The organism is Micromonospora trifolii (assembly GCF_022229005.1).
GTDB lineage: Bacteria > Actinomycetota > Actinomycetes > Mycobacteriales > Micromonosporaceae > Micromonospora > Micromonospora trifolii.
In genome coordinates this window covers 191,234-209,023 of record NZ_JAKKFD010000044.1, presented here as the reverse complement: position 1 = coordinate 209,023, position 17,790 = coordinate 191,234, and the positions used below count along the sequence as shown (strand labels likewise).

At 67.9% G+C, this 17,790-nt stretch carries 22 protein-coding genes; 4 read left to right on the top strand and 18 right to left on the bottom strand.

What is annotated here, in order from left to right; genetic code table 11:
* Positions 1-162: 162 nt before the first annotated feature.
* The 6 genes from NIE79_RS33800 to NIE79_RS25690 all read right to left on the bottom strand — a co-directional run bounded on the left by NIE79_RS33800 (position 163) and on the right by NIE79_RS25690 (position 4,450).
* Positions 163-291: a hypothetical protein gene (locus tag NIE79_RS33800; protein WP_274524623.1), complete on the bottom strand. Its 129-nt coding sequence runs from the start codon at positions 289-291 to the stop codon at positions 163-165.
* Positions 292-448: 157 nt separating this feature from the next.
* Entirely contained in the window at positions 449-1,492 is a 1,044-nt protein-coding gene (locus tag NIE79_RS25710) for an NAD(P)-dependent alcohol dehydrogenase (protein ID WP_238681172.1), read from the bottom strand.
* Positions 1,493-1,639: 147 nt separating this feature from the next.
* A complete protein-coding gene (locus NIE79_RS25705) occupies positions 1,640-2,599 on the bottom strand; it encodes an SDR family NAD(P)-dependent oxidoreductase (RefSeq protein WP_238680997.1) in 960 nt (319 codons plus the stop codon).
* 56 nt (positions 2,600-2,655) lie between these two features.
* The gene (locus NIE79_RS25700) at positions 2,656-3,237 is read right to left on the bottom strand and encodes a TetR/AcrR family transcriptional regulator (RefSeq protein ID WP_238680996.1); all 582 of its coding nucleotides are present in this window, start codon (positions 3,235-3,237) and stop codon (positions 2,656-2,658) included.
* Positions 3,238-3,340: 103 nt separating this feature from the next.
* Complete coding sequence (locus NIE79_RS25695; RefSeq protein WP_238680995.1) at positions 3,341-3,688, bottom strand: DUF3291 domain-containing protein; 348 nt, start codon at positions 3,686-3,688, stop codon at positions 3,341-3,343.
* A 24-nt stretch (positions 3,689-3,712) separates the two neighbouring features.
* Positions 3,713-4,450 (bottom strand): SDR family oxidoreductase, encoded by a 738-nt coding sequence (locus tag NIE79_RS25690; RefSeq protein ID WP_238680994.1) that lies wholly within the window; start codon positions 4,448-4,450, stop codon positions 3,713-3,715.
* A 237-nt stretch (positions 4,451-4,687) separates the two neighbouring features.
* Here NIE79_RS25690 and NIE79_RS25685 point away from each other — a divergent pair, with 237 nt between their 5' ends.
* The gene (locus tag NIE79_RS25685; protein WP_238680993.1) at positions 4,688-5,548 is read left to right on the top strand and encodes a helix-turn-helix transcriptional regulator; all 861 of its coding nucleotides are present in this window, start codon (positions 4,688-4,690) and stop codon (positions 5,546-5,548) included.
* A 554-nt stretch (positions 5,549-6,102) separates the two neighbouring features.
* On the opposite strand, the gene NIE79_RS25680 is transcribed toward NIE79_RS25685, so the two are convergent.
* Together NIE79_RS25680 and NIE79_RS25675 are read right to left on the bottom strand one after the other, a co-directional pair.
* Positions 6,103-6,744 carry a response regulator gene (locus NIE79_RS25680; protein ID WP_238680992.1) on the bottom strand — a complete coding sequence of 214 codons (642 nt, stop codon included), beginning with the start codon at positions 6,742-6,744 and terminating at the stop codon, positions 6,103-6,105.
* 51 nt (positions 6,745-6,795) lie between these two features.
* Positions 6,796-7,107: a sensor histidine kinase gene (locus NIE79_RS25675; protein ID WP_238680991.1), complete on the bottom strand. Its 312-nt coding sequence runs from the start codon at positions 7,105-7,107 to the stop codon at positions 6,796-6,798.
* 117 nt (positions 7,108-7,224) lie between these two features.
* Here NIE79_RS25675 and NIE79_RS25670 point away from each other — a divergent pair, with 117 nt between their 5' ends.
* On the top strand, positions 7,225-7,884 hold the full coding sequence (locus NIE79_RS25670; protein WP_238680990.1) for a hypothetical protein: 660 nt from the start codon (positions 7,225-7,227) through the stop codon (positions 7,882-7,884).
* On the opposite strand, the gene NIE79_RS25665 is transcribed toward NIE79_RS25670, so the two are convergent.
* The 7 genes from NIE79_RS25665 to NIE79_RS25635 form a co-directional block, all read right to left on the bottom strand.
* On the bottom strand, positions 7,869-8,513 hold the full coding sequence (locus NIE79_RS25665; protein ID WP_210781654.1) for a LuxR C-terminal-related transcriptional regulator: 645 nt from the start codon (positions 8,511-8,513) through the stop codon (positions 7,869-7,871). The genes NIE79_RS25670 and NIE79_RS25665 overlap by 16 nt on opposite strands.
* Complete coding sequence (locus NIE79_RS25660) at positions 8,501-9,739, bottom strand: sensor histidine kinase (protein WP_238680989.1); 1,239 nt, start codon at positions 9,737-9,739, stop codon at positions 8,501-8,503. Before NIE79_RS25660 ends, NIE79_RS25665 begins: the two co-directional genes overlap by 13 nt.
* 587 nt (positions 9,740-10,326) lie before the next feature.
* The gene (locus NIE79_RS25655; protein WP_238680988.1) at positions 10,327-11,271 is read right to left on the bottom strand and encodes an alpha/beta fold hydrolase; all 945 of its coding nucleotides are present in this window, start codon (positions 11,269-11,271) and stop codon (positions 10,327-10,329) included.
* Positions 11,272-11,568: 297 nt separating this feature from the next.
* Positions 11,569-12,774 carry a WD40 repeat domain-containing protein gene (locus NIE79_RS25650; protein ID WP_238680987.1) on the bottom strand — a complete coding sequence of 402 codons (1,206 nt, stop codon included), beginning with the start codon at positions 12,772-12,774 and terminating at the stop codon, positions 11,569-11,571.
* A complete protein-coding gene (locus tag NIE79_RS25645) occupies positions 12,771-13,295 on the bottom strand; it encodes a SigE family RNA polymerase sigma factor (RefSeq protein WP_238680986.1) in 525 nt (174 codons plus the stop codon). The genes NIE79_RS25650 and NIE79_RS25645 overlap by 4 nt, the downstream gene beginning before the upstream one ends.
* Before the next feature lie 258 nt (positions 13,296-13,553).
* Positions 13,554-14,342, bottom strand: coding sequence for an SDR family oxidoreductase (locus tag NIE79_RS25640; protein WP_238680985.1), 789 nt, complete (start codon positions 14,340-14,342; stop codon positions 13,554-13,556).
* Positions 14,343-14,379: 37 nt separating this feature from the next.
* The gene (locus tag NIE79_RS25635; protein WP_238680984.1) at positions 14,380-14,742 is read right to left on the bottom strand and encodes a nuclear transport factor 2 family protein; all 363 of its coding nucleotides are present in this window, start codon (positions 14,740-14,742) and stop codon (positions 14,380-14,382) included.
* A 78-nt stretch (positions 14,743-14,820) separates the two neighbouring features.
* Here NIE79_RS25635 and NIE79_RS25630 point away from each other — a divergent pair, with 78 nt between their 5' ends.
* The gene (locus NIE79_RS25630) at positions 14,821-15,615 is read left to right on the top strand and encodes a MerR family transcriptional regulator (RefSeq protein WP_238680983.1); all 795 of its coding nucleotides are present in this window, start codon (positions 14,821-14,823) and stop codon (positions 15,613-15,615) included.
* 169 nt (positions 15,616-15,784) lie between these two features.
* Here NIE79_RS25630 and NIE79_RS25625 read toward each other — a convergent pair whose 3' ends face one another.
* Positions 15,785-16,033 carry a hypothetical protein gene (locus tag NIE79_RS25625; protein ID WP_238680982.1) on the bottom strand — a complete coding sequence of 83 codons (249 nt, stop codon included), beginning with the start codon at positions 16,031-16,033 and terminating at the stop codon, positions 15,785-15,787.
* A 78-nt stretch (positions 16,034-16,111) separates the two neighbouring features.
* Complete coding sequence (locus NIE79_RS25620; RefSeq protein ID WP_238680981.1) at positions 16,112-16,549, bottom strand: GNAT family N-acetyltransferase; 438 nt, start codon at positions 16,547-16,549, stop codon at positions 16,112-16,114.
* A gap of 341 nt (positions 16,550-16,890) precedes the next feature.
* Between NIE79_RS25620 and NIE79_RS25615 the strand changes: the two genes are divergently transcribed.
* On the top strand, positions 16,891-17,358 hold the full coding sequence (locus NIE79_RS25615) for a YfbM family protein (protein ID WP_238680980.1): 468 nt from the start codon (positions 16,891-16,893) through the stop codon (positions 17,356-17,358).
* A gap of 20 nt (positions 17,359-17,378) precedes the next feature.
* On the opposite strand, the gene NIE79_RS25610 is transcribed toward NIE79_RS25615, so the two are convergent.
* A complete protein-coding gene (locus NIE79_RS25610; protein ID WP_238680979.1) occupies positions 17,379-17,732 on the bottom strand; it encodes a MerR family transcriptional regulator in 354 nt (117 codons plus the stop codon).
* Positions 17,733-17,790 lie beyond the last annotated feature (58 nt).

Genomic DNA, 17,790 nt, shown 5'->3' with positions numbered 1-17,790 from the left:
GCCGTGCTGATGCTCGGCTTCGGCATGAATGACACGTGGCCGTGGCCATCGGCAGCGCTGTCTTCGACGCCATCGGGCGGCGCATGCGCGACCAGGCCTTCGATCAGGACAAGCTGCTGTGAACGACGGGAGTCGAGACGGGCCGGTCCGGGCCCGTGCGGGTCACCGGTTGTCGTCCGGTCCCAGCGCGCCGCGCCGCCAGGTGTACCACCCGCGGCACAGCACGTAGGCGACAATCGTGGTCAGCGAGGCGAACCCGTCGGCGACGAGCGTCCGGTCCGCGTTGGGCACGTCGGCTGAGGGTGGAGCGGAGTGCGGCCAGGGCAGTGGCACCGATCCTGACCTTCGCCGCCAATTCGACAGGGTCATATTTCTGCGATCGATGCTGTCTGCCGGTACTGCGGTCAGGGCCCGCCGTTCGGCGGGCCCTGGCGCACAACGGGGAAGGTCAGTGCAGGGTGTCGATGTCGATGACGAACCGGTAGCGCACGTCCGAGGCGAGCACCCGCTCGTACGCGTCGTTGACCGCCTCGGCGCCGATGACCTCGACCTCGGGAGCGATGCCGCGCTCGGCGCAGAAATCCAGCATCTCCTGCGTCTCGGCGATGCTGCCGATGCTGGAGCCGGCGAACGAGCGTCGGTTGCCGAACAACGCGAAGACGGGCACCGGCAGCGGCTCCGGCGGGGCACCGACGCTGACAAGCGTGCCGTCCAGACGCAGCAGACCGAGGTAGCTGGCCATGTCGATCGGTGCGCTGACCGTGTTGATGATCAGGTCGAAGCTGTTCTTGAGCACCTCGAACGTCGCCGGGTCCTTGGTGGCGTGGTAGTGCTCGGCGCCGAAGCGCAGACCGTCGTCCTTCTTGGACAGCGTCTGTGACAGCACTGTCACCTCGGCGCCCATCGCCGCTGCGATCTTGACAGCCATGTGGCCCAGACCGCCCAGGCCCACTACGGCGACCTTCTTGCCGGGACCGGCGTTCCAGTGCGCCAACGGAGAGTACGTGGTGATGCCCGCGCACAGCATCGGCGCGGCCGCCTCGTAAGGGATGCTTTCCGGCACCCGCAGGACGAAGTCCTCGTTCACGACGACGTGGGTCGAGTATCCGCCCTGGGTCACGGTGCCGTCCCGGTCGACGCCCGCGTACGTCTGGGTGTTGCCCTTGAGGCAGTACTGCTCGTTTCCGGTGCGGCAGTTCTCGCACTCGCGACACGAGTTGACCATGCAGCCCACACCGGCGCGGTCGCCGACGGCGTGGCGGGTGACGTCGGCGCCGACCTCGGTGATCCGGCCGACGATTTCGTGGCCGACGGTGAGCGGGTAGGGAACGCTGCCCCAGTCGCCGCGCACGGTGTGGATGTCGGAGTGGCAGATACCGGCGTAGCGGATCTCGATGAGAACATCGTGCGGGCCCAGGTCCCGCCGCTCGATCGTGGTACGCACGAGCGGTTCGGTGGCAGAAGGCGCGGCGATGGCGTTGACGGTGAAGATGATGGCCTCCGGTTACGTGATGCTGACCTACCTCAACCTCACCACAGGTGCGGCGACGCTGCGAATCTCTGCCCATCGGTGTACTGCCAGTACCCTTGCCCCGGTGGACCGCGGGTGACGTGCCGGCTACTTTCGTCGGCCCCGTGTTCAGCGCCGCAGGAGCCGCAGCGTCTCCTTCCAGAGGATGTCGGCGTCCTTGTCGTCCAGGGCGTAGGGCAGCACGCCGCTCATGCCGTCGGAGCGCTCGGCGATGACCAGGGCCTCGTTGGCGTCCTCGAAGTAGCGGCCGGTGACGCCGTTGACCTCGGGGGAGGCGGCGAGCAGGACCGAGGTGGCCGCGCCCTGCTGCGGGGTCTTCCAGCCCGGCGGCACCTGCAGGCGGTTGCCCTGCTCGTCCACCGCGCCGACCCAGCGCAGCTGCGCATCGTCGAGGTGTCGCTGCAGGTTGGTCATGATGCCGCCGGGGTGTAGAGCGTTGGCGGTGATGCCGTCGGCGGCCCACCTGTGGGCCAGGGCGACGGTGAACAGGATCGTCGCGGTCTTCGACTGGCCGTAGGCCGACCATGCCTCGTAGGGCCGGGCGGTGAAGTGGATGTCGTCGAAGACGACCGGGGACTGCTGGTGCGCCGCGGAGCTGACGACGACGATCCGGGCGCCGTGGGCGGCGGCGAGTGCGTCGTGCAGCCCCAGGGTCAGCTCGGCGTGACCGAGGTGGTTGATGGCGAACTGCGTCTCCCAGCCCTCGGCGGTCCTGGTCAGCTCGGGCAGGGCCATGACACCGGCGTTGTTGACCAGGATGTGCAGCGGGCCCGTCCAGCCGGTGACGAAGGCGTCGATGGAGGCGCGGTCGGCCAGGTCGAGGTGGGCGACCCGGACGGTGCCCGGCGTGCCGCCGGCTGTGAGGTCGGCGGCGGCGCGCTCTCCGGCGGCGGTGTCGCGGACGGCCACCGTCACGTCGGCTCCGGCGTTGGCCAGCGCGCGGACGGTCTCCAGGCCGATGCCGGACGCGCCGCCGGTGACCACCGCCCGACGGCCGGTGAGGTCGACGCCGGCGATCACCTCGGCGGCGGTCGACTGGGCCGAGAAAGGGGTGATGATTCGTGACATTTCGGAACTCCTATGGCGCAGAAAACCCTGCGATGGGGAGGTGGGATGGGATGGGGTCAGACCGCGGCGCGGCGGATCAGTCGCAGCGCCCGACGGATCCGGTCGCGGAATTCGTCCCGGGTGGCCGCTGTCGACTTCCAGGTCAGCGCGGCGGAGAAGAGCAGGTCCATCAGGTCGTCCGCGGTCAGTTCGGCGTCAAGCAGGCCGGGCGGGGCGAGAGCGCCGATGTGGGCGCTCAGCGTGGTGCGGGCCCGCTCCTGGTAGTCATGGAACATCGAGCCCAGTTGGGGCCGGCTGTTCTCCAGCAGCTCGTTGAGGTCGCGTGCCACTTGGGTGTCGATGTACGTACCCATCAGCGCGTCCAGGCCCGCCACGATCCGCTCGTCGAAGCTCAGCGCCTGGTCGGCGAAGCGCTCCTCCATGGCCTGCTGGGCGCGTTCCATGACGCCCTGCATGGTGGCCCGGTACAGCTGCTCCTTGTTGGGGAACATCAGGTACAGGCCCGGCCGGGAGATGCCAGCCGCCTTGGCGACCGCCTCCATGGACGTCTTCTGGAATCCGTAGCGGCCGAACACCCCGACCGCTGCGGCCAGGATGCTGGCGCGCTTCGGGTCGTCGCTGAACTCCACGTTGCTCACGCTAGACAGCCTAGACATATTTTCGAAAGTTGTCTAATGCGTCAGATCAGACCGGGTGCGGCGCACGACACAGTTCAGCAAGTCGGCCGCCTTTTCGCGTTGGTCACGATCGGGGTGACCAGGTGCGGCGAACGTATGGGCGCCGGGGCCAGCTGGTGTATTGCAGCACCGGGACGATCCGGAAGTCGACCGTGGCGTGGTCGATGGTGGCGTGCACCGGGGAGCCGGCCATCTCGGTCATGATCCCCGAGGCGCTGCGCCGGCCGTCGGCGGCGGAGTCCCACGCGACGATGTCGGTGATCGTGCCGTCGTCGTCCTGCACGATCCGACGCCACCGGAAGCCGGGCTGCCGTCGCAGGTATTCGTTGATGTCGTCGTTGGCGTTGACGAAGTCGGCGCCGCTGAGGCCGGAGACGAGCCGGAACGTCGTCATCTCAAGTGCTTCATTCATGGGTGCCCTCCTCGTGGTGTGCGATCAGCCCTGCACGGTGGACCGCATGATGATCTCGTTGACGTCGACGCTGTCGGGCTGGGTGATGGCGTAGGCGATCGCGTCGGCGACTGCCGAGGCAGGCATTCCCAGCTCCTCGGTCGCCGCGTGGGCGGCAGCACGCACCTGAGGGTCGCCTCCCCGCTCGGTGAGTTCCGAGTGGGTGTAGCCGGGGCTCACCAGGGTTACCCGGACGTCCCGGCTCTCCTGGCGCAGCCCTTCGGTAAGCGCCCGGACCGCGTACTTGGTGGCGCAGTAGACCGCGGCCGTCGGGTCGACGCGGTACCCGGCGGTGGAGCCGATGTTGATGATGTGCCCTGCGCCGCGGGCCCGCATCAGCGGCAGTGCGGCGGCGATGCCGTTCAGGGTGCGGCGCAGGTTCACCTCGACCATCTGGTCCCACTCGTCGACCCGCAGCGCGTCGAGGGTCGACAGGGCCATCACGCCGGCGTTGTTGACCAGTACGTCGATGCGGCCGTGCCGGTTGTGGGCGCCTTCGACGAAGGAGAGCACGCTGTCACGGCTCGTGACGTCGAGCTCATGGTGCTCGGCGGTGCCACCGGCGGCGCGCACTTCGTCGACGAGTGCGGCGAGCCGGTCGACGCGCCGGGCACCCAGCACGACGTGATGGCCGTCGGTGGCCAGCCGACGGGCGGTTGCCGCACCAATACCACTGCTCGCACCGGTGATGAGAATGATCTTCGAGCCGGAACTGTCTCCCATTGATCCTCCTGTTGTGCTTCGGGCCTGCGGCCAAGCGCCGCTGCTCAACCATCCGGCTGGTAAGCGGGCCCGGGAAGGGTGAGATTTCCTGGGTGCGCGACACCCTGGCACCACGTACGTGTCATTCGATTCAGGGTGCTCCGTCCCGTACGCCTCGACCTGGGCGATTTCAGCGCACGGGTCGGCGAAGCCGGCAGCTGGCCGGGGATCACAGCCAGGAGTCTTAGGCTGGTCGACATGCCCGATTCAAACCGGCTCGGGGAATTCCTTCGGGCCAACCGCGCCCGAGTGGACCCGAAAGAGGCCGGACTGCACGGGGGCGGCGACCGCCGGGTACCGGGACTGCGCCGCGAGGAGATCGCAGTCCTTGCCGGGGTGAGCGCCGACTACTATGCCCGCCTTGAGCAGGGTCGGGAGCGCAACCCCTCGGCGCAGGTGCTCGACGCGATCGGCCGGGCCCTGCGCCTCGACCCGGACGCGCGCGGCCATCTCTTCCGACTCGCCCGGCTCCACCCTCGCCTCGGCCCGGACAACACCCGGGACTCCGTCCACCCCGCCCTGCTGCGGCTGCTGGACGCCTTTCCCACCTCCGCCGCCTACGTGCTCAGTCCAGCGTTCCAAGTGCTGGCCACCAACAGCGTGGCGGCTGCCCTGCTGTCCCCGTTCACGGGCCCAACCAACATGGCCCGGGTGCTGTTCGAGCATCCGCAGGCCCACACCGTCTTCCCCGACTGGCCGGCCCTGACCGAGAACGTCGTACACGCCCTACGACTCAATGCCGACCTCTTCCCGGAAGATCTCCAGATCCGGGCGCTCGTAACTGACATGCGACGGGAGTCGCCGGAGTTCGGCGCCCTCTGGGCGGACCAGACCGTGCAGGGCCTGACTCGCATGTTCAAGGTCATACACCACCCCGAGGCAGGGCGAGTCGAGCTGACCTACCAGACCTTTGACGTCCGGGATGCTCCCGGTCAGCAACTGCTGGTCGGCACGCCTGAGCCGGGCAGCCGCAGTGCCGAGGCCCTGGCCGCTCTGGCAGCACCGGATCGGGAGGTCTCGGGCCAGCCCCCGGGGGATGGCCAGCCACCCAAGAGCTGACGGTCCCAGGGAGCTGTCGAGAAACCGCGTGGCAGCTCCGTTCCAGGAGCGGGTAGAGCTCATGCCGACAGGCGGATGGTTTGGTCTATCCTGCTAATCGTGGTTGTCGACCTGTGCGTACGAATGAGCGCCGCGTTCCACCCCCTTTAGGTGGCCGCATTCGCGGCCCCGAAAGGGGTCAACCATGTCTCGTACGGACAAAGATGGTCCGCATCATCCGCGGACCGGCCTGCGATCTCTCGTCGGTGGCGGTGGGCCAACCCGCTGGTTCATCAGTCACGTCTGGACTAGCAGAGAGCGCCGAGCAGCACGAGATGAGTGTCGAAAGGTCGCGCAGGAGTATCGCGGTGACGGGGTCGTCGACACCATCCCCACCACCCGGCAGCACCGGCATAACGCCCAGTGGCTCTGGTGGTGACACCAGGATTGGCATCGGTCGTCTCGCGGTGAGCGGTGTAGGTGATCTCCTGGCCGTTCGGTTGCGCTCGGCGCTCACAGCGGTGGTGGCCACGGATTGGGGCCGGCCAGTCCTTCTCTTGAAGGTTGTCGCTCACTCAAAAACGTGACACCAGGCCGGATTCCCATGCCCATGCGGCTATGCGGACGCGGGTGACATTGCCGAGCTTCGTTGAGATGTGGGTGACGTGGGTCTTGATGGTGCCCGGGGAGACGTGGAGTTTCGCTCCGATCTCGTCGTTGCTCAGCCCACGTGCCACGAGCTTGGCGACATCACGCTCGCGTGGGGTCAGCGGCGGGTCGGGTTGGAGTGGTTCGCGGCCGGCTCCGAGCCTTGCCAGAAGGCGGACGGTGACTTCGGGGCTGATCAAGGCGTTGCCGACGAGCGCGGCTCGGACGGCCTCGACGAGAAGCCCCGGAGCGGAAGTTTTCAGGAGGAAGCCACTCGCGCCGTCGCGCAACGCCCGGGTGATGTACTCATCGTCGTTGAAGGTGGTCACCACGATCACCTTGGTCGTTAGCCCGGATGTGGCTGTGCGGCGGACGAGTTCGAGGCCGTCGATTCCAGGCATCCTGATGTCAGCCAGCAGTACCGCCGGGTGCAGGCGGCGGACCAGGTCCCAGGCCGCGTTACCGTTGCTGGCCTCGCCCGCGATCGTGAGGTCGGGTTGCGCCGACAACACCATGCGGAAACCGTGGCGGACCATGTCGTGGTCGTCGGCGATCACGACGGTGGTCATGGAACCGCCTGCCGGCCACCCAACTGCAGATATGTGAGCGTCGGCATCGAGTCAGTTTATGGGCAGCGTGACATGCACCCGCCACGATCCGTCCTCGGCGCCGGCGCGCATGGTGCCATCGAGCGCCTCCACACGGGCTCGAAGAGAGGCCAGGCCAGCGCCGGAGCCCGTGGCACGGGTTGGCGTCGCCGGGATCGACAGGTCGTTGGCGACGACGATGTCGAGCTGTCCGTCCCGCTGTGTCGCCCATACCCGCACCGGTGCGGTGGGGTGAGCGTGTCGAGCCACATTCGTGAGCGCCTCGGATACCACTCGGTACGCGGTGGCCTGGATCGCTGCGGAAATGGCGTCGTGTTCCGTCAACTCGAGGCTCAGTTCGGTGTTGAGTGGATGGGCGTCGACGAGGCGACGCGCAGGCCCAGATCGGCTCCCAGCACCAGGACCAGCCGTGATGGGCCAGCGACCTGAGGATCAACAGCGATGACCACGACGCAGATCGCGCAGGCCCTGCTGCTGCCGGTCGGGCAGTTCTTCGGCACCTTCCACCCGGCGGCCGCTTCGACCGAGCGGTACCACCGGGTCCGCCTCGGCGACGAGGTGTGGGAGCTGGACGACCAGCGCTTCACCGTGTGGGCGCTGGCGCACGGCACCGGCGACCGGCCGGCCGAGGAGCTCTGGACCGTGCCGAGGGCACGCGACGCGGCGGCCGGCCAACTGTCCGGCGTCGACACGACGAGGAACCCCGGGATGGCCGATCCGCTGGTCCTGCCGGTGGGGCGCTACACCGGGGAATTCCACCCGGCCGTCGGCGCGCCGGTGAAATACCACTCGCTGAGCATCGGCCGTCTCTCGGTGACCCTGGAGGATCCGCAGGCGTTCGCGGTGTGGGCGGCGGCGCACCGTCCCGTCGACCTCCCCGACGGGACCTGGGACCGGGCCGCGGTGACCGAGGCCGCCCGGCGGCTCGGTGTGGCCGACCCGAACCGGATCGTCGCGGAGTTCCTGGAGGACGGCCTGCTTGTGGAGATCACGCCTGACGCGCTGGACGTGGTGGACCTCGCCCGCGCCTACCGGGTGCTCCCGCTGAGTTGTTTCTCGGGCATGGTGGGGCAGAGGCCAAGGACTCAGCCTTCCAGGTAGGCGAGGACCGCCAGGATGCGGCGGTTGTCGTCCTCGGAGGGCTTGAGGCCGAGCTTGGTGAAGATGTTGTTGCTGTGTTTGCTGACGGTTTTCTCGGTGACGAACATCCGGGCGGCGATCGCAGCGTTCGAGCGGCCCTCGGCCATCAGGGTGAGGACCTCATGCTCGCGTGGGCTCAGCTCCAGGAGCTTAGGGTCGGTGGAGCGGTGGGTGAGTAGCGCACTCACCACGTCGGGGTCCATGACGGTGCTGCCGGTAGCGACCTGCCGGACACTGGCGACGAACTGGTCGACGTCCGTAACCCGGTCCTTCAACAGGTAGCCCACCGCGCCCGCGCGATCTGACATCAGCTCCCTGGCGTAGATCTGCTCGACATACTGCGAGAGCACCATGATGGGCAGCCCTGGTATCTGCCGGCGGGCCTCGATCGCGGAACGCAACCCCTCGTCGGTGAACGTCGGTGGCAACCGCACGTCGACGATGGCGACGTCGGGGCGGTGCGTCGTCAGCGACCGGATCAGCGCGGGGCCGTTGTCAACGGCCTCCACGACCTCGAATGAATTGGCCCGCAAGATCCTGATCAGGCCCTCGCGGAGCAGGGCGAGGTCCTCGGCTATCACGATACGCACGGCAGCGACATCCTCACCTCGGTAGGTCCGCCCGGTGGGCTGTCAACGGTCAGCGTGCCGTCGAAGGCCGCCAGCCGACGGACGATGCCACGCAGGCCCGTGCCGGATTCGATCGAAGCACCCCCACGGCCGTCGTCGGACACCAGCATCGTCAGTTCCCCGGCAGCGCCGCCCCGGTGGGGTGCGAACTCCACGGTGATCCGGATCTGCTGGGCCTGGGCGTGCTTGACGGCGTTCGACAAGGCCTCGGCGACGGCGAAGTAGGCCGCGGACTCGATCGGGGCCGGCAGCCGTTTGGGTAGGCGGGTCACCACAGTGGTCGGGATCGGATTGACCAGGGCCAAGGCCTTGAGTGCGCCGTCCAGGCCACGGTCGGCCAGTACCGGCGGATGGATGCCTCGTACCAGGTCACGCAGCTCGGTCAGGGCGGCGGAGGTCGACTCGCGGGCCTCGGCCAGCAACTGCTGGACGGCCTGCGGATCCTTGGGCAGTAACTGTTCGGCCAAGCCCAGGCTCATACCCAGCGACACCAGCCGGGCCTGCGCGCCGTCGTGCAGGTCGCGTTCGATTCGGCGCAGTTCACCGGCCTGGGTGTCGACGGTCTCAGCTCGTGAGGTCGCCAACTGTTGGACGCGGGCCCGCAGGCGCGCCTGTTCGGTGGGGCCGAGCAGAGCGCGGATCACCCGAGCGTTGAGGTTCGCGAGGCGCACCGCAGTGACGTACCAGAGCAGAAGGAGAACCGGTCCGAGCGGTACCAGCCAGAACGACTGCGCGACGCTGTGCAGCCGGAAGCCCTCCCCTAGCGGAGTGCGGAATACCTGAGAAGGCGTCAGCTGATAGATGAGGGGATAGGTCAGGTATAGGACTCCGAAGACGAAGAACAGCAGCGACAGTCCGGAACTCAACCACATGGTGATCGAGTTGACCACCAACCAGATCCAGTCCCGCCACGTCGCCGGGTCGCGCAGGATCATCCAGAGCCGCACCGGCCAACCGGCGTCCGGCATCGGCTGATAGGGCCGGGCGGGCACCGGTTCGCCGAGCCGGTCGGCGGCCCACTGGCGATGCAGGTCGGCAAACCAGCGCACCAGTACGGTCGCGAGCAGGGTCAGTGGGATTCCGACGCCAAGCGCGGCGACCGATAACGAGGTGATCCAGAATGTGGCCAGCACGGCACCGAGGACCGCGCCCGACAGCAGCACCAGCGACCAGCCCAGCAGGCTCATCCGCTGGGCCAACGCGAAGCGCGGAATTGGACCGCTGCGAGCGACGCGATCCGGCCCGGAGCCCTCCCGCGAGGGCGAGGAGCCGCCGGACAGGGCGGTTCCGCTGTTATCGGTCATCTCACTCCATCACTGCGCATCGTGCCGAACCGCCGGGCTGGTGATTCATGTTGGCCGGCGATCCGCACTTGCCCACGGTCGGTGTGTCCCCACGTCGCGTTGGATCCAGCGACCATGGTGTCCGTCCGTGGTCCACGGAGGCTCGCATCGCCGATCGACGGCTCGATCGATCGACACCCGCACACACGCTACCCATCGTGTAAGCAGTTCCGGCCCGCTCCCCGAATCTCGACCACCACCTCGCCGTTACCGGGATCCGGACCGTGTGGCTTGTCGCGCTCGCCCACGGCGCCGCCTCGGCCATCGGCAGCTGCGCCACAACGAATTCCGCGTCGGCCGGAACTCCGTGCTCGCCCCACCGGTGACCGCACGCGGTGAGGTCGTCTGCGCAAGACTGGTTGACCGAGAACGCCGGGGCAGCGCCGGTCAACCAGGCTCGCCGGTCCTGTCAGCCGTCGGCGCGATGGCCCTTATTTGACGGTGGCGGTCATCTGTTCGATTTCCTTGAGCACCAGGGCGGGCTTGTCCTGGGGAACGTCGTGCGAGCTTCCTTCGGCGATGACGAGTGTGCGGTCGGGCCCCGCCTTGGTGAACGCCGCTGCCGCGTCGCGCCACGCCTGAGCGTCCTGCGGAGATCCATCGAAGGGCGTCTTGTCCGACACGATATAGATGACGGGAACGCCGTCGGGCCAGGAGACCTTGTGGAACGCCTGGTGCGTGGGACCGAAGTTGTCGGCCGTGGCGATGAGCTGGCGGTTCGCCTTGGTCGACGGCGCTTTCTTGAGCTCTTCGATCTGCGGCGTGGTTAGCGCGACGAGGCGTTGGGTCTGGGTGTCGGTGAAGAATTGCGGCACGTTGGCATCGATGAGCACCGTCCCGCAGACAACGCCGGGGTTCGCGAGGACGAAGTAGTGGGCCACCTCTCCTGCCTGCGAGTGGCCCGCGAGGACCACGTTCTGGGTGACGCCGAGTTCACGCAAACCGGCTTGCAGGTCGGAAGCGGCGGCCTTCGGGTCCCATGGGCCCTTCACCTCCTCGCTGGCGCCCAGACCGGCCCGGTCGTAGGTGATGATCTGCGATCCGGTGGCCTGCGACAGCTGCGGCACCAGGGCATCCCAGTACGAGGAGTCTTCGCCACCGCCGGCGTCCAGCACGATGGTGGGAGAACCTCCGGGCGTGACGTGGAAGGCAAGCTGATGTCCGTTGTTGGCGATCATGTGCAAGCCCGCTGCGGGGGCCGCACTTGCCGGGCCGGCCGCGCCTGTCGAGGTCGAGGGCGCGGCTACCGAACTGGCCACGGGCGCGGCCTTCGGCGCCGCCGAGTCATCACACCCGGCGACTGCCGCTATCACGGCGACGGGAAGGACGAGGGCCAGGGCGGCCCGATGGAACCGGGAGATCTTCTGCGTGGTCATGAAAATGAGCTTCCACGGTTTCTAGATCTTGCTCGATCCTGCTACACCCCAGTCGCGTTGGGAGTTACCCCTACCCTCGCCGGGGCACATCAGAACCCGTCAGGCAGGTGCCCGGTCCGGGTCGGGCGCACCAGCGCGAGGGCGCACAGAAGGCGGGCTCCCGGGGGAGGGGCCAAGGGGGTACGTGTTGCAGATGGGCGGTACGGGGGCGGGCCGCGTCTCGGTGACCCGACCCGCCCCGTACCGGTGTCAGCTGGTCTGGCCGACTTCGTTGACGATGGCGAGATGCATCACGGCTCAGAAGGTGATCTTCGCGGCGCTGCTCGGCAGGCCGGTGGAGGAGCCGATGAAGAGGTGGTCGGCGTACTCGGCCGGTAGGTGCATCGAGTGGGTCACCCGACCGGTCAGGTCGACCACGAGCAGGCGGTCGTACTCGTCATCACCTGGTCCGAGGACTGGGGCGGGTTGGTCGGATGCCGGTATCCCGCCCTGGTCGTGGAAGACGCGGATCAGCAGGTGCTGGTCGTCCGCCCAGCCGATCAGGCCGCCGGAAATGGGCACCTTGAAGCTGTGCTGGACCGCCCCGGTGACCGGATCGACCACGGTGACGGAGGTCTGCTGCACCCCATCGAGGTACGGCGCTAGCGCCAGGTGCCCGCCGTCCGGGGAGAAGCTGACGTCGTCCGGCGGCCCGCCGCTGGCGGGAACGGTACGCACCACTCTGCCAGCCAGGTCGTAGAAGCGGATCCCGGTCACCGTGGAGTCATCGACGGACTTGGAGAGCGTCAGCGCGAGCCCGCTGCTGTCTGGCGTCCAGATCAGGCCGGTGACCTGGTCGTTCTGCGCGGCCAGGTCGGGCAGTGGGACGAACGTTGTCGTGAGCGTCTCCGGATCCACCAGCACGAAGCCGGGCGTACCCGTGCGCGGCATGTGGGTGAAGAGGATGCGCTGCCCGTCCGGCGACCAGCGCCCGTCGCTCGAATAGCCGGGGAAGCGGGCGTCGCTGGTGCTGCCGAAGTCGGCGATCCACCGTACGTTCCCGCTGGCCCGGTCCAGTACGCCCGCCCGGGTTGGATAGCGCAGACTGTTGTCACCCGTCGCGACCAGCACCTGGCTGCCGTCCGGGGACGGCATGGCATACCGGTACGGCACCCGGTCGTACCGGCCGGTCTTCGCGTTCAGGAGGAGCGAGTACAGAAAGTTCGGGCTTGGATCCTCGATTTTCGGATCGCGGATGCCGCTGTACGCGGTCACCACGAGTGGCCTCAGCCCATTATCGGCGAACTGGTCGCCGGCCGTACCGCTGATCGGGGCGATGACGGCGACCACGCCGATCAGCGCGGCGCAGATCGCCGCGGCGAAGCCACCGCCGACGGCCAGCCGGGTGACCCGTTGCCGGCGGGCGCTGACCAGTGCGGCCTGGGCCAGCCCGACCGGCGCGGGCGCCGTGTCGGCCAGCTCCTCGAAGGCGGTCCGGAGCGCTGTGGTGAGGTGCGGGTTCATCGGTCTGCCGCCTCCTTCGTGGTGAGGATGTCGAGCCTGGGACAGAGTTCGCGTAGCCGGGCGAGAGCCCGTGCGGCTTGGCTGCGTACCGTGGATTGGGTGCAGCCCAGAATCTCCGCGATCTCGCTGTCCGGCCGGTCTTCGAAGTAGCGCAGCACAAGCACCGCCCGGTGTTTGGGCGCGAGCTGCGCCAACGCCTGTCTGAGCGCCAGGTTGAGGTCGACGGTGGCGGTGGCGTCGGCCGTCGTCGCGACCTCCGGCAACTGTTCAGCGCTCACCTCGCGCCCCCGCCGGAGGCTGCGCCACCAACTCGTCTGCTGGCGGTACAGCGCGGTGCGCAGGTACGCCTCGGGGTTTCCGGTGCGGATCCGCCCCCAGTGTCGGGCGCCCTTGGTCAGGACCGTCTGGAGTAGATCCTCGGCCTGCTGACGGTGCCCAGTCAGGGCGAGCGCGGTCCGGAACAGTACGTGCGAGCGGGCCGTGATGAAATCGCTGAACTCCCGATCGAGGTCAGCGTCCATGGGTATACCTATCCCTCATGCCGATAACAACGCCAGGCCCGCGGTGGCTGCTGCTTTGCCGGCCGAGACGTTTGGCGCCTGACCCCGCCCGGCCTCCGACGAGCACGATCTCAGACCCGTAGCCCGTCGATGAGGTGGCGTCGCCAGTCGGGTGTGATTTCCCAGGTCGCGAGGATCACTGCCCAGAGCTCGCCGACTAGCCTGCCCAACCACGTCACAGGAGTATTCACACGTGGCTGCTCGAAACCGTTTGCGGGCTCAGACGGTCGGGACTGTTCCGCCATCGATCACGTACTCGGCGCCGACGATGGCCGAGGCGCGGTCCGAGACCAGGAACCCGACCAGGTCGGCGATCTCCTCAGTGTTGGCAAACCGTCCCAGGGGTACGCCTCCGAGGGAGTCGTAGATGCTCTGCTTGGCTTGTTCGCGGCTGATCCCGTTGCCCTCGGCGATTCGGTCCACGAACCTCTCGTAGGCCTCCGTCTCGATTCCGCCGGGGCTGATCGCGTTGACGCGGACACCGCGCGGGGCGAGCTCGTTGGCGAGCCCCTTGCTGTAGGTGCGCAACGCGGCTTTCGCTGCCGCGTAGGCCAGGGACGCGTCGTACTGAGGAAGTTCGCGCTGGATCGAGGTGAAGTGCAGCACGACCGCCGACCCGGACTCGATCATCGCCGGGAGGAGGGCTCGATCGAGCCGCACCGCTCCGAGGAGGTTCAAGTTCAGCTCGATCATCCACTGATCGTCGGTGATGACCGCGAACCCGCCGGACGGCGTCGAGGCACCTCCGACGACGTGCACCAGGATGTCCAGTGCGCCGCCGGCCTCGGCGATCCGGTCGGCCACCGCCTTCGCGCCCTCGACCGTCGAGGTGTCGGCCTCAATGAACCGGTCGGGGTGCTCGTACCCCTCGGGCATCGTCCGGGCCGTCACGTAGACGTCGGCGCCCATCTCCCGCAGTCTCTCGACGACGGCCTTGCCTGAGCCCTTCGACCCGCCCGTGACCAACGCACGGCGTCCATCGAGACGATCGCGATCTGAAGTAGGCACTCTCTCACCTCTGAAGATTGACGTGGTGCGGGTCTTGTCAGGATTTGTGGTTGGCGATGACGAGTTCCGTGACGGCTTCCTCACGGATCGTGAACCGGTAGTCGAGTTCGGCGACGCCGCCTGGGAAGGTTCCCTCGAGCCGCAGGGTCACCACCCAGTGGTCGTCGTCGATGCGGGCGGCACCGATCTGCTCGGTCGTGTACTCGAACTCGGAGCCGGCGTCCCGCAGGAACGCGTAAATCTGCTCTCGGCCGCGGAAGGACTCGCCCTGATCGACGGCCACCGCGTCCTCGGCGAAGAACGAGGATGCGGTGTCGGCGTCGCGAACGACGTGAGCGGCGAGGAAACCGCGGACGGTGATTGGGAGTGGATCGGACCGGAGGTCGCCGTGGTGTGTCATGAGCCCACCTTGTGGCCTCGCGATGCAGGAAGGTCAAGCGCTGGACTCTCCCCCTGGGGGAGCCTTCATACTGCGGGGATGCTGACAATCGGGGAGTTCTCGCGCCTGACCCACCTGAGCGTGCGGACCCTGCGTCGGTACCACGAGAGCGACCTGCTGCAACCCGCCGTGGTGGACGAGACCTCCGGCTACCGCTACTACGCCATCGAGCAGATCCCGACCGCCCAGGTCATCAACCGGCTCCGCGAACTCGACGTCCCCCTGAGCGACGTGCAGCGGATCCTGCGGTCCCCGGACCCCGGTGTCCGCGCGACCCTGATCGCCGACCACCTCCAACGCCTGGAGGCCGAACTCGACCGCACCCGAGCCGCTGTCGCGTCGCTGCGCCGCCTGCTCCAGCCCGACCCCGCGCCGATCAAGGTGGAGCTCCGCGCCGAGCCCGCCCGCACGGTCGCGGCGGTGGCGGCCGTGGTCGACGAGGGCGAGGTCGAAGCCTGGTTCGCGGGCGCGATGGCCGAGTTGGAGGTGGCCGTAGGCGACGCGGTGACCGGTCCACCGGGTGGCACCTACGACAACTCCCTGTTCGAGCAGGGCCGCGGTCACGCGTTGGTCTACCTACCGACGGCCGCTCCACCTCATACCGGGCGGGTCCACGCCGCGACCCTACCCGCCGCGGAAGTGGCGGTGGCCACCCACGTTGGCGAGCACGATGGCATCGAGGTCACCTACGGCGAGCTCGGTACCTGGGTCGTGAAGAACGCGATGTCGGTGGCGGGGCCCGTGCGGGAGGTCTACCTCGTCGGACCTAAGGACACAAGCGATCCAGCAATGTGGCGCACCGAGATCGGGTGGCCGGTGTTCCGAGTGACCTGAGTGGGTCGGCGGGCCGACGGTCGAGAACGTCATGACTCTTGCGACCCTCGCTCATCGACATGACCGCGAAGTCATCGAGCCCACGATCACGGTTCGGGCAGGGCGCCTCTGGGCCTTGCGGACACGGGTGTCCGGTGCGTCGGTGAGTGCGGGGTGCCGCGGTAGGTCCTCAGCGGTTCCTGTGCGGACGCCGTGCGCGAAGGAAGGCCGTGGCCATCGTGCGCCGAGTTGGCGTGCCGGCCGCGGCCAGGGCGGTCATGTACGTGTCGAGACGCCCGCGTTCGTCGTCGCTCAGGGCGGCGGCGATCACTTCGCCGTACGTGGGGACCAAGGGGTTGGGCGCCACGCGCTTGAGTTCTTCCCAGTCCCCGATGGGGTCGGCGGGCACGTCGATCTGGGCGCGGTAGTCCAGTTCCACCGCCTCGAAGCCCGTCGTCCGGGGAATGCCACCGCCGTACGCCGTAGTGGCGGTACGCCGCGGAGCGGGAGCCGGGGGTTAGGTATGGAATGTCCGGCGGTAGATCCCAGGGCGCTCCTGCCTGAAGCCAATCCGTTCAAAGGTGCTGTTCGCTACCAGTAGTGCCGGTTTGGACACCACTTGGATGGCAGCAGCGCCGGCCGCCACTGCGCGCCGTGCGGCCTCTCGGATCAGCGTTAGGGCAATTGCCTGCCCGCCTTCGGTCTGCTCAGCGACCAGATCATCGACACGGGCCTTCACTTCGCCGGGCATCTGGTAGACCGCGAGCGTGAGCGTTCCGCAGATGCCCCCGTTTCGTCGGGCGACGAGTAGCTGGAACTCAGGCAACGCGATCATGCGGGCCAGTGCTTCCGGGCTCAGGCGACTCGGCCGGCTCGACAACTCCGGCTCATCTCGGCAGAACGCTTCAATGCTCTCCGCATCGAGAGTCTCGATGAGTTCCACCTCGACGTTCACGGTAGGCATGATAGTTCGTACAAACTGGTTCAGGTTCTGGGCTGCATCCGGATCTGCCGCTGTCCAGGGGGCGCGGCGATCGTGAGCGTCCTTTCCCTGAACCGGTGCGGCTGCGGGAGCCAGCAAGTGTCTGTCAATTAAGAAACTGGGCCGGCAGCTCACGATCGGCCGGCGGTCGGCAACTCGGCGCGAGCCCGGTCCGGGGGAGCAGGTTGGGAGCAGCAGGGAGCCCGGAACGGCCTTGAACTGCGTCCAACGGCATCGAACGGCCTTCAACTGCACCTACCCCTGCCTGCCGCGCTGTCCAGTGCACGCCCCGTACGATCGCCGGCATGCTAGGGGTGCACTTCGCCATCACATCCGAGCAGGAGCGCTCGCTGCTAGCGGCGGACGGCGACAAGGTGGGCGAGTTCCTTGAGGAGCTGGAGGAGTCTCGGGAAAACGACGCTTTGACTGTTGACACCGACAAAGCCTGGGACGCGATCCACCGCTGCCTGACCGATGGCACGCTCGACCCAGACGGCGGCGCGTACCCGTGGTCCCACGCGGTGCTCGGTGGCCGGCACCTATCCGTTGACTGGTACGTCGTGTACGTCAGCGCCGCCGAGGTGCGGGATGTGGCCGGGGCACTGCGAACTGTCGACCGGACCTGGCTACGCCGCCGCTTCGATGCGATCGATAGACGCGACTATGACGGTGCCCGGGACGACGAAGATTTTGAGTACACCTGGAACAACTTCGTTGATGTTCAGACGTTCTACGAGCGGGCCGCCGCGGCGGCCCGCTCAGTAATCTTCACCGCCACCTAAATCAAGATCAGGCGGCTCATCTACCCCTTAGAGGCGAGCCGCTCTGGCACGCTGGTCGGGTCAAGGAGCGCTCGCGTACGCAGCGTCGCGCACTCCTTGCCGCAGGCGGCGTGGGTCTGGAGGCCGCCGCTACCGGCTCGCTGAGTCCCACGCCCGCCCTGACGCGTTGTGCGTGGCAAGAGCTCCGAGATCGTTTTGCTGGACAGCCCCGCGCTGGACAAATGCTGAATCAGCCGCATCCGGTTGACGGCCAGGTTCCCACAGAACCGCTGCCCGCTGTCAGTCCGTGTCGAGGCCAGCAAGCCTTGCTCCTGGTAGTACCGCAGCGCGCGAACACTGACCCGCGTCTGGGTCGCCGAGTCCTCGATCCGCACAGTGACCTACTTCGCAATACTTGCCCCTCACGCCAACGTGAGGTTTTAGCCTGGCGGC